The organism is Flavobacterium limicola (genome assembly GCF_003634755.1).
GTDB lineage: Bacteria > Bacteroidota > Bacteroidia > Flavobacteriales > Flavobacteriaceae > Flavobacterium > Flavobacterium limicola.
Window position 1 is genome coordinate 164,889 of record NZ_RBXA01000003.1, and the last position, 12,756, is coordinate 177,644.

7 protein-coding genes are annotated in these 12,756 nt (G+C 32.4%); 1 reads left to right on the forward strand and 6 read right to left on the reverse strand.

The window, feature by feature from the left end; translation table 11 throughout:
* Positions 1-366 precede the first annotated feature (366 nt).
* The 6 genes from BC952_RS10755 to BC952_RS10780 form a co-directional block, all read right to left on the reverse strand.
* Positions 367-4,815 carry a T9SS type B sorting domain-containing protein gene (locus tag BC952_RS10755; RefSeq protein WP_121365663.1) on the reverse strand — a complete coding sequence of 1,483 codons (4,449 nt, stop codon included), beginning with the start codon at positions 4,813-4,815 and terminating at the stop codon, positions 367-369.
* 24 nt (positions 4,816-4,839) lie between these two features.
* Entirely contained in the window at positions 4,840-7,164 is a 2,325-nt protein-coding gene (locus BC952_RS10760; RefSeq protein ID WP_121365664.1) for a T9SS type B sorting domain-containing protein, read from the reverse strand.
* Positions 7,165-7,179: 15 nt separating this feature from the next.
* A complete protein-coding gene (locus tag BC952_RS10765) occupies positions 7,180-8,016 on the reverse strand; it encodes an ABC transporter permease (protein ID WP_121365665.1) in 837 nt (278 codons plus the stop codon).
* Positions 8,017-8,061: 45 nt separating this feature from the next.
* Positions 8,062-8,958 carry an ABC transporter ATP-binding protein gene (locus tag BC952_RS10770; RefSeq protein WP_121365961.1) on the reverse strand — a complete coding sequence of 299 codons (897 nt, stop codon included), beginning with the start codon at positions 8,956-8,958 and terminating at the stop codon, positions 8,062-8,064.
* Positions 8,959-9,025: 67 nt separating this feature from the next.
* Positions 9,026-9,427: a response regulator gene (locus tag BC952_RS10775; protein WP_121365666.1), complete on the reverse strand. Its 402-nt coding sequence runs from the start codon at positions 9,425-9,427 to the stop codon at positions 9,026-9,028.
* A complete protein-coding gene (locus BC952_RS10780) occupies positions 9,417-11,246 on the reverse strand; it encodes a PAS domain-containing sensor histidine kinase (protein ID WP_121365667.1) in 1,830 nt (609 codons plus the stop codon). The genes BC952_RS10775 and BC952_RS10780 overlap by 11 nt, the downstream gene beginning before the upstream one ends.
* 445 nt (positions 11,247-11,691) lie before the next feature.
* Between BC952_RS10780 and BC952_RS10785 the strand changes: the two genes are divergently transcribed.
* Positions 11,692-12,756, forward strand: coding sequence for a hypothetical protein (locus BC952_RS10785; protein ID WP_121365668.1), 1,065 nt, complete (start codon positions 11,692-11,694; stop codon positions 12,754-12,756).

The window sequence follows — 12,756 nt, forward strand, 5'->3', positions numbered from 1 at the left end:
TTATGATTTAATTTTAGTGGTACGATTGTATTTTCAACTGAAATTTTAGTAGCTTTTTTTACATCTAAATTTAAAGAATTGGTATTAAATTTTGTCAATGACTTATGACTCTGCTCGTGATGTAGTTTTTTACAATTGAATTGTAAGAAAAAGAATTGGAATCAGTTGTGATATTTTTAAAGCTATTAGTGCCTAAATTTCAATTACTGGAATTTTTGATTTTCTTGTGATTAGGGATTTGCATGAGGGATAGCAACGAGCTACCGAAGTAGCGTGGATAGCCCGACGCCATAAATAGAAAGAGCCTACTCATCACTATGATGAGTAGGCTCTTTTTATTTATGGTGGCATGCCCCAATGATTGTTTTATCTCTTTAAGCTAAAATGACCTTTGGCTTCTCTTCCGTCATCTAGTTTTATAGTATACCAATAGTCATCAGAAGGTAAAGGCTGTCCTGTGAACGTACCGTCCCAACCTTGACTGGCTGCCTTAATTTGTTTTAGCAATTTGCCGTAACGGTCATAAATATAGATGGTAGAATTAGCATTAAAAGTGTTATTTACTCCTTTTACATTCCAATAATCATTTTGGCCGTCTCCGTTTGGAGTAAAAAATTTAGGTACGCCAATTACGGCTATAGTTTGGCGGACCGTTCCACAACCATTTTTGTCATTAATGTATATTTCATGAATTCCGGCAGCGACATCAGTAAAGAAATTAGATTCCTGAAATGGTCCAGAAGGGGCATCAACACTGTATTCATAGTTTCCTTGTCCACTAACATTTATCGTTATGGTGTTTGTATCTGATAAATCTACTATGGCAATATTAGTAATTTTTGCAACATCTGAAGCGGTGACTTTTAGGGTTCTGATTCTGCTGCAGCTAGCAAGAGAACTGACTTCTACAACATAATTACCTTCCTGATTTACATCTAAAGTATAACTTGTCTGATTTGCCAGAATGATATTATCTTTTGACCAGACATAGGTATAATCAGTAGTTGGTGAACCATCCTGAATTCCAGCATCTAACGTTACAAAGAAAGTAGGAAGGTTAGAACAAACTAATTCATTTTCTTCAAAATCTTCATTTGTATCAATATTTGGTTTTGGGTTTACTTTCAATGTTACTATTGGGCTCAAACCATAGCAGGCATTATCAGCGGTATTTTCTACACGAACCCATATTTTTTGTTCATTGGGATAGCCCTCGTTTCTATAGTTTGTTGTATTTATGATTTCATCGTTTTCAGATAAGGCATCAGCTTCATTTCTATAGTATTTTATGGAATAGGGAAAACTTTGCAGAGGAAGGATTCCTAGGATATCAGTTGTAACGGTACTAAAATCAAATGTAGAGATACCATCCGCATCATCATTTACCGCGCCTAAATCATCACAGATGCTAAAAGTCTTGACGTATGAGGCTGGAATTTGAGTCGTTGAAACTATCAAATTAAGTTGTGCGGTTTTGATACAGCCATTTGAATTTTCTACCCGTGCCCAAACAGACATACTTCCTGCTATGGTATTGGTAAAAGTTATCGGATTTGTAATTAATTGTGCAGGATCTGCGCTTTCCGCACCAGCAAGTGAAGTGTAATAGGTGAATTTTTCCGTCGCTATATTAGAAGAAATGTTCTCATTTTTCACGGTCAAATTAAAATCAGAAAAACCATCGGTGTCATTGTCACATTGAACAATTGTTACACTATTTACGATGGGTAAAGCATAAACGGTCAAAGACGTTTCAGCGGAAATTAAACCACAGGAATTACCACTTTTTTCTAATTGTACTCTATATTTATACCCTTGCATAGCATTTGTAACGCTGGTAATAAGTAATGTATTTGTTGTAGTACCATTGTAAACTGCATTGTTTGAAATGGGGTTCCAATTAGTTCCATCTGTTGAAAGCTCCCATTGATAAGTATTCCCGCCATTATCTACTAGTGTAATTGATGTGTTTTCTAGTTCACAGGTCGGTGATGCTTGTGGCTGAACAGTAATTTCTATTGGAGCGGCAATGGTGTAATGATTATTTGGAGTTGTATAGCCAACAGCACTTGTAACCTTACCTTTTGAATTTACCATTACGGGAGAATTTCCTAACAATCCATCATTATCAGGGTCATTAAAACCGGCTTCTGTTACATCAAAACAAAGATCATTATCACTGTCCAAATCGATGTAATTTAAAGTTCCATCCGCGTCGGTGTCAGAAATAGTATAATCTAGTTTGGCACTATCTGGACTCGTCTCAAGTCCGTCAAATAAACCATTTGTACCAAAAGAAACAAGACTGCCATCTATAATTCCATCTTTATTGGTATCATTAGCATTATGGCCTGATTCAACTAAATCATAAATACCATCATTGTCACTGTCTAAATCCAGAGAATCAGGAATTCCATCGGAATCGGTATCTATTGGTAGAATTCCGGGTTCGAATGCATTGTCTAATCCATTTTTATTGGAATCAGTTCCAGAAAAAACTGTATAACCCTTTCCTTGCGACTCAATGGTATCTGGAATCCCATCATTATCACTATCTGTGTCTAATAAATCTGGAATTGTATCTGAATCCGAATCATAAGTTTGCATGTGACTTATTGTAAAAATAGCTTTGTTTACTTTTGTGTCAGAAAGATTAGTATGAGACAGGGTGACTGAATTAGTAAGATAGGATGAAAATTGAAAGCTTCCTAAACCAGGAGCTAATGGAGTTGTGCTTTTTAGTCTGAAACGGATTTCGAAAGATGAATATTCAGTTACGCCGCTTTCAAAAATTCCATCATAGTTAGTGTCCACTAGTAATTGATTTTGCGGATCTGTCAAAGTAATCGTTTTATCGGTAGGTACCTTTATTATAAAATCCCCTTCAGCATTTAAATATTCAGAAATATCTGTAGTTTGGTTTGGATTATCCTGTGCTATATAATTAATGGCAATGCTTTCTGTTTTTGTTAAATTTAAACTATAGGATACAGAATTTGTTATTCCGGCCGGAACTTCAGATACAAATCCATATAGTGGTTTTCCAGTAATGGTCCCGCTGCCGCTGCCTGTGATCGTCGCATTGTAATCAGTACTTAAGGTGGTATTTGACTGATTGAACAGCGAAATATTGGCTTCAAGATTATTAGTTATTCCATCATTATCCAAATCAATATCAATGTTGTTATTGGTACCGTCGTTATCTGAATCCAATGGGCAATCGCTCACAGGAATCTTGTCTGAGAAAATAGGAACGGAGTTTGGGCAACCTACAATACTCCCATTTACTTGGTAATATCCTGATTGTGTTGGTGTGTATGAATTTAAAGTAGCTCCATTGATTGGATTATCATTGAAGTACCACTGAAAAGTATCGTAAGATGACAAAGTACTTATTTTGAGGACAACATTTGGGATACAAGCTGAATTAGATACAGTAATTTTATCAGTGACAATTTCCGGTTTAGTATCAAATCCGGAATAATAACCACCATACGTGGCAGCGCCATTTGTACCAAAATAAGAAACATAAACTTGTCTCGTAGATTTGACCGCAACATTTCCTGTCAAATTAAAAAGAGTATATCTCACATAATTTGTATTCCCTATTACAGGAACAGCAGTGGTATTAATTGGATTGTTATTTATCGTTACAGTAGCACCCGCCTCAGTAACGATATTCAGTCCGCCGTTATAATAGGTATTTCCAATGGATTCAATAGCTGGAATATTGTCGACAATATTAGGTGTAGCACAATTTAAGGGCGGAACAAAAAATAAATTTTGATTAGCAGGTGATAAATCGCCTCCTATACTTTGGTAAGCAGAAACATTTTCGGAAGTTGTAACATATAAATTTCCATCAATAAATTGACTGCCGTCTATAACGGTATATTCTCCTTTGCTTAAAGTTGTTATTGGGCCATTAAAACCATTTACAAAAACTTTAGTTTGGTCTGTACTAGCAATCAATAAAACACGTTCTAATTCATTACTACCAAGACCTTTTACAAAGATATATTCTTTTCCCGTTTTTTCTAATGGGACAATTTGGTCAAAACCTACATCTCTACCATTTGTACCAGTACTATTACTCCCTCCAAAAGAACCCGAATTGACAACTATAGGTTTATCGGATTGTACTAAGGCACCAATCATTTTAGAGCTATTGGAAACCGTATTGTTATAATTTTCTAAAGCTAAGACATAACTTTCGTTCTTATTCAGAGTAATGTTTATGTCTCCTGAAATAATGAGACTGTTTGACAAAACTGTACCAATTGGAATGTTTGAGATAGTGACTTTGGTATTGTTTTCTGTTGACAGTATTGAAGCAAAATTCAGCAGACTCGGATCGTAGAGAGGATTTAACATTGCTCCTAATCTAAATTCTTTTCCAAGGGCACTATTTCCTTTGGATACTAATCCACCCGCATGATTGTATGAATTATTTTGATTTGAAAATCCAGCATTAACCCTAACACTTACATAAATTAAATCCTCAGCTTCTACTATAAATCCTTTGTTAGTTACAATGCCAATACTAGTTTTTGGAGTGAATAACTGCGTATTTTCTCCTTGACCTATAATGTAAATATATGGATTAGTATTCTTGACTACACTAGTTATAATACTCCCACCGTTTGCTATAATTTTGAAATTAACATCGGTTGTGCTTGGAGTAGAAATATATAAATAATGATCTCCTGCTAAATTTGTAGCACAAGTCAATGGCGGAATATAATGTGTTTTGCTAAACTGCGAGAAACAACTTATGGAAAAAAGAGTAAAAAGAAATAGTAATGTTTTTTTCATTTGCTAAAAATAGAAAAATAATTCTTATCTTTTTAATGAAAAATGACCTTTTATTTTATTGCCATTTTCAAAATGGAGATGAAACCAATAATCATCAGCAGGTAACTCTAAACCATTAAAAGTTCCATTCCAACCAATATCTGATGAAGTCAATTGTTTTAATAACTTCCCATAACGATCAAAAATAAATAAAGTCGATTTTGGCAAAGTATTCAAATTTTTAATTTGCCAATTATCATTATGGTTATCATTATTTGGAGTAAAATAACGCGGGTAATCTAATACGTAAACTACAAAAGGAAGTGACAAACCACAACCATTTTTGTCTTGGGCATATATTAGATACTCTCCTGATACGACTCCATTGAAAATTGGATTATCCTGAAAAAAAGATCCATCCATAGAAAATTCATAATTTCCAATTCCGGTGTACTCTATTGTTACTGAATTCTCTTTTCCAGCAAAATCATTTGTTTTTACTCCTGTTATTGTTGCAATTCCAGAAATTGTTACACTGTATTTTTTTGTTTGTTGGCATCCATTTCCATTTGTAACGGTTACAGAATACTCACCGGGAGAATTAACTGTTATGCTATTTGAAATTGTTCCCGTACTCCATAAGTATTTTGAAAACCCAGTATCAACACTTAAACTAATTGTAGATCCTTCACAAAGAATTAAAAATTCTTCTTGAAAATTTGGTGGGTCAAACCGGATTACTTCAAGTGTTATTGGAGTTACAGAATAACAATCAGGACCATTTAAAATTTTGGCATAAATAATTTGTTGGTTTGGAATCGTATTTACAAAAGCATTTGATAATTGATTTTTTTTAGTAATAGCATCAGCTTGATTTGAGTAATACTCAACGATAGATCCCGTTGGCAAACCTGTCAATACTTTAGGTGTGACTTGAGTATTTAAATTAAATTCAGTTAAACCATCCTCAATGCCATCTCCATCACAAGTTGAAATAGGATCTTGTATAGAAATAGTAGTATTTGAAATAATTAGTTTTACTTCGGCATAATTTTCACATCCAAAAGAATTAGTAACCCTAGCGAATACGGTTTGATTCGTACTGGTATTTGTATAATAAGCAGGATTTGGTATTGAATTGGTTTGGACCTCAGCATCAACTAAAGATTCGTAATATACAACCAGGCTTAAATTCCCTATGTTGTTTTTTACAATAGCATCTACTTTAGTTAAGTCAAAAACAGTTATCCCATCATTATTATCATCACATTGTGAAAGTGTAGCATTCTTTAAATCGATTGCAGGAGTGTACTCAATTTTTATATTTTCTGATGCGATGCAATTTGGTGTCAATTGCACTTCAACTCTGTAGATTCCTGGACTGGTAACAGAATAAGTAGAAGTGGTATCTACTAATTCTTGATTGTTTTTAAACCATTTGTAAGTGTAAGTTGATGCTAACTTAGGATCTATGGTATAGCTTTCGCCAAAACAAATGGGATTATTTGTTGATAATAATCGATCTGGACCCAAGTCAATTTTTGGTAAAAAACTTCCTGCTTCAAGAAATACTGCTGAGTCATATTCATTATTCTGATCATCTGCAATAACTAATTTTATATGATATAGTTTACCTGCAATAACGTTAGTTTGGGCATTTAAAACGATTGTTTGAGCACTATAATTTATAGGGCTGGAATTGTTGTTGTATCCTCCAAAATAAGTTTCATTTTTGGGTGAACATCCATTTATTACTCCAACTCCTGTATCGAAATTAGAAATAGCGGGATGAATATTCATTGAAGACACGGGGATTAATGTATTTGGTATTACTGCTAAATTTTGATACGGATCTGCACTTCCTTTTTCTTTTATCAAAAAAGCAAATCCATCTGAAAATGCACAAGGGAAATAATCTTGGTATTCATTAGAAGCAAAAATATAATTGAAACTAATGAAATTTGTCAATGGTGTAAAATCAAATTCTAGTACAGTAGCATTTTTAGTTTGTGTTAGATTTAATGCTTGTTCTAAATCAGAATCACCTAGCCAGCGGGAGTCTCCACCGCCTCTGTTAATTACAAATGGTCCTACGGAATTTTGGCTGCTCCAAGTACTCAAAAGCACTCCTTCCTTAAAAGGAAAATTACTGGTTCCAGCATTAAAATAGGCATAGCTTTTAGCACTGCTGGAATAATCATCCCCTGTAGCTACAGTATTTGATATTGTAGCACAAGAGCTGTTTACTAATACATTTTCTACAAGTTGTTGCGCATTTTTAGTATCATCTACCAAAATGGATTGTGCGGAGGCTACAGGAACATAGCAACATAAAAAGGCATATATCAAAATTATTTGTAAACATTTCATAGTATTACAAATATACTACAAATCTCTGTTTTTTAGTAGTCTGAAGGATAGGTAAACAAAAATTATTGTCCAGCAAAACACAATAATAATGGATGATAATTCCACATCATATTTTTTAAAATTATCCAATCCAATTTGAGTTCCTAAGTTTTTCACCACTGATAATCGGGTAAATGGTTCAACAATTAAATTTGACATTGATTCTAAAGGGAAAAACTGCATAATTGAAGCTGCTATATTGCTTTCCGGGAATACTTTGAAGGTCAAAATTCCTTTGATGATTCCCTCGATAATATTCCAAACCAATAGAAATCCAAGTGCAAATGCAGAACGTTTGACCAATATTCCTAAAAATAGACAGAAAGAGAAAAAACCAACTAATTTTATGAAATATGCTAATAAATAGTCTAAATCTGAGAATATAATGCTGAATTCAGTGTAGGAAGAAAAACTAAATCCTAAAATAAGTGACATTATAAAAACAAAAATGGTAGATACTGTTGCAAATAAAACAACAGTTAGAAATTTAGATTGAATAAATTCCTTTTTACTCATTCCATCAATTAAATTTTGTTTAAGAGTGCCATAACTGTATTCGTTTGCCATCATCGATACGATTACAATGGCTAAAAATAATTTTAATATGGCCGCAATATAAGTATTGAAATGCCAAATAAATGGGAAATTGAATATTCCCATCTCTGCCAAATGGAATTTGAAAATACCCAAATCAAATTTGATAGAAGCTATTAATGCGATAAAGGTTAGAAGAATAAAATAAGTCAAAGTCAAAACGCGGCTTGCTTTATTTTTCCAGATTTTTTGTAGTTCTATAGAGAGAAGTCGTTTCATTTTAAATGAGGATTTAGATGTGATAGTAAGATTATAGGGTATTTGTTATAGATTTTTTGTTAATTCTAAAAATTGTTCTTCCAAACTATTTTTACGCTTAACTAAATGATTTAATACTACGTTTTTTTCAAAAAGAAATCGATTCAAATCTTTTGCTTCCAGAGTATCTTTCAAATAAACCAAAACTTTTCCTTCCCCTTTCACGACATTCTTAACGGCAGGATGAATTTTTACAACTGTTATTAAATTTTCAATATCATCTGCCTGTAACTCAAAGAAACCATCGTTTGCTGACATTCCATCGACTAAACCGGTATATAAAATTTTACCTTTTCTAAGAACTAAAACATGTGTGCAGACCTTTTCTACTTCATCTAATAAATGTGAAGCGAGTAGGATCGTAGTTCCCTTTGCGGCAATTTGTTTGATTATATCTCTAATTTGATGAATTCCCTGTGGATCTAAACCATTAGTAGGTTCGTCTAGAATTAATATTTCAGGATCATTCAATAGTGCAGAAGCTATTGCTAATCGTTGTTTCATTCCTAGAGAAAAAGTACTGAATTTACTATTTTGGCGGTCTACTAAACCGACTAATTCTAGTTTTTCATTGACTTTAGCATAGTTGATTCCTTTGATTTTGCAAACTAATTCTAAGTTTTCCTTAGCAGTCATGTAAGGATAAAAATTTGGCCTTTCAATAATAGCACCTACTTTTTTTAGTGCTTCATGTGTTTCCATTGCGCCACCAAACCAGTTGTATTCTCCGGATGTTTTATTGACCACATTCAAAACAATTCCTAAAGTGGTTGATTTTCCGCTACCGTTAGGTCCCAGAATTCCGTAAACATTACCTTTTTGTATATCAAACGAAACGTTATTCAACGCTTGTAATGTACCATAACGCTTGTTGAGATTTTTAATAGAGAGTATCGTTTCCAATGGGTTCATCTTTTATATTTTTATATAGGACGAATAAGAAAGGAATTTGTTACTATTTCAATTAAAATTAGTTTATATCTCCAATTAAGAGGCAGAGCTCATTTAATTTTTCGGCTGTTATGGGTTTCATAATATAATGTTTAACGACGTTATATTTTTTTGCCATCTCGATATCTGCAGGGTCTATGGAAGAAGTCATGATGAAAATAGAAATTTCTTTTTTTAGGGATAATAAAATGAATTCATCTAAAAACTGCCATCCGTCCATGACTGGCATATTTAAATCTAATAAAATGGCATCAGGAAGAATCTCATTATTATGGTAATTTTGCTTCAATTTATCGATTGCTAATTGCGGATTATTAAAAGACTGAATTTCTTCACAAAACTTATTTTTAGAAATGAGAATACTCATTAATTTCACTGTTAATTTATCATCGTCAATGATGTAGGTTAATTTATTTTTCATTTAAATAAATTTTAAAATTAGAACCTTGGTCTACTTCGCTTTCTATTTCGATTTTTCCATTCATAGCTTCCAGTTGGTTTTTTGTTATAAATAATCCAATTCCTTTAGCATCTTCATTGCCGTGAAAGGTTTTATACATGCCAAAAATTTTATGTCCGTTTTTCTTTAAATCCAGCCCCAATCCATTGTCTTTGAAATTTAAAATAGTGTAATCATCAATAATCTCATATCCTATTTCTAATGTTGGGTTACGCTCCGGAGATTTATACTTTATTGCATTAGTGAATAAATTGAGTAAAATGCTGTCTAAATATGCGGGAATGGCAGTAACGATCAGGTTGTCCGGAATAGTGTCTGTGATTGTTATTTTACTTTCTTTAATAGCTAAACTCAATGCCATTTTTGTTTTTTCGATTTCGTGCTTTAAATAAATTTTAGTTTTCTCAATATTTGTTTTTTGCTGAATAGTAATAATTTCATTCAAATATTCAATTGTTTCCGATAATTTTTCGGTTCCTTCTTTAAACAAATCAAAATAGGAAAGTTTCTCGTCAATATTTTCAGTGCTTTCAATCACATCAATAACCATTGATAAATTGCTGGTGTGGGAACGGATATTATGGGAAACAATATGGGTAAAATTATATAATTTGTTGTTCTGACTGCTTGTAACATCTAATAAACGTTTAAGTTCTTGCTCTTTTTCAATTCTAGGAGTTACATTTCGGCCTACACCTACAAAGTTTATGAAATTATTATTACTGTCAAATACTGTTGTAATATTCAATTCAAACCAATATTTTTCCTTTTTTTTATTATAATTGAGTATTGTAATTTTTATACTTTCCTTATTTTTAATCGCTTTTTGCATCAATAGGGAGCTCTGTAAGTCAGTTTCAGGTCCTTTAGATAAATAACCAGGTTTTTGCCCTATTACTTCTTCCATATTCAAACCTGTAAGGTCTAAATAAGCCTGATTTGCCCATACAGCTTCTCCGTTTGGATTTGCAATTACTATGGTATCTGTAGTTTCGGAGGCAGCGAGTGAAAGTAAATTCAATTTATTTTCTATGTTTTTTCTTTCGCTAATATCTCTAATAAAACAAACTAGATAGGTGATGTTATCTACCTGAAATTTTTTACCCGAAGCTATTTCTACAGGTATTAATTTTCCGGATTTTGTCTTTATGTATGTTTCGTCTACTGTATATTCATTCCTGTGCAAATTATAATTCAAAATAAAACGGACTTGTTTTCTAGATTCTTCTGGAAATAGTTTTGAATTGTGCAAACCCTTTAATTCTGAAAAATCATATCCGGTAAGGTCAGAGGACCTTGGATTACAATCAGTTATAACTCCATTCGAAGTGTCAATAATAAAAATAGAATCATTAGCGCTGGAAAAAATCGAGGAAAATTTTTCTACATTTAATTGAAGCTCATTAATTAAATTTTGCTCATTTGTGATGTCTTGAAAAGTACCCAATAGATTTACAGGTTTTCCATCAATGATTTCTACTTGGCAAATACATTCAATATATCTGATATTATTTTTAGCTGTGGTGATTTGAAATTTATCGTCAAAAGAAATTCCTTCCTGAATAGCACTTTCGATACGACTTTTAATTCTATCTCTGTTCTCACCTTCAGTGTAAAAATTTATTCCACTACCGTTGACAGGTTCAAAATCATCAGCAACTTCAAGAATACATTTTGTAACTGCATCCCAAAAAACATGATTAGTGAGTAAATTCATTTTCCAAGTACCAATCTTAGCTGATTGTGCAGCCTTGAAATAGAGGTCAAGCTTATCTGTCATTTGTAGATTTTAAGTATTTTAAATACAGTGGGGATTCAAATATAAAGTTTATATATCGGCGTCAATTTTTTTTAACAAAAAATGACATGTTTTCAGATAATGTTATAATTATTTATGGGAACTTTCTCTAAGTTAAGTTTTTGTGTTTTTGATTTTAGTGTGTCTAAAAAAAGATTTAAAAGATCAGATTGTATCCATTAATCAAATATTCAGATATTCCATAAGAAGTTTTTTCCGTTTTTAAATAGTAAGCTTTTTTTAGCATTTAGAGAGAAAAGTAAATTACTATTTTTAACCTCATTTGAATCTGTTAATGAATCTTGTTAGGCTTGAATTATAAATATTTTCATCTAGGAATTGTTCCGGCATCCAAAATTATAAATTTAATGATTATCCCCATCCAACAGCTTAATTTATTGTAATTTTGTATTAAATTTTTTTCTAAATGAGTGAGCCAGTAATGCTTTTCAAAAAACCATCTTACCCTATAAATGATTCTCTTTTGGAGTATTTAGAGCGGTTTGATCGGATTTCAAAAGTTTCTATTTTCTACGATGATTTATTACGTTTTTCTGGATCTGTGACGGTTTATGATAAAAACGATCAGGATACTTTGTGGATTAGAGTGTACTACACCGAATTTGAAAGGGAAGAGATTGATTTGAATCTGAAAAAAATCTATTCGTTGTTGCATTCTGATGGGAATCTGGGAATTATTAAATTTTTGAATGTCGATTCAATTGATTATTGCACTTTTGGAAATTCGAAGCCTTTTCGAATAAAAGTCAGAAACATTCTAAATGACAATTACACCCATTTTTATATTAAAAAAGCGGATGCTTCACGCGTTTATGGACTGGAATTAGAACATATTCTTTCTCCAGATAAAATAAATTTTCTGGTTTATAAAGACACCTTAATTGAGGAACATATCATGGGAATTCCTGGTGATGTGTTTATAAAAACGCTTTTGGCAGACTGCACCGAAACAGAAAAGGCACAAATAGCAAAAGAGTTTGTGAAATTTAATGAACGATGTATGATCCGATTGCTAGGAGATATGCGTTCTTATAATTATGTAATTGTCCCAACCCACGATTTTGATCATGTAGTTTATAAAATACGAGCTATAGACTTTGATCAGCAATGTTATGAAGGCAATTTTAAAGTATACCGACCTCAGTTTTTTAAAGAAAATTATCCAATGGTAAAATTGGTAAAAGAAAAACTTCAAAATAGCTCCATCGAACAATATAAAGATGAGGAAAGATCAGTTTTAGCAAAAAGAATTATTTCTGCCGAAAATCGGATTAAGCGATTATTGGAAATCATGGGAGAAGATGTTATTGCTCCACAAGAGAATCTGAATCAATTAAAATTAGAACTGTATCGATACACGAATGATTTGAATTTTAAAAAGGCGAAATCTATGGGAAGAATCATGAGTGCCGCTTTTCAATTTATTACTAGGAATTTTAAAAGTAGCAACTCATTGACAGGTAAAATATAA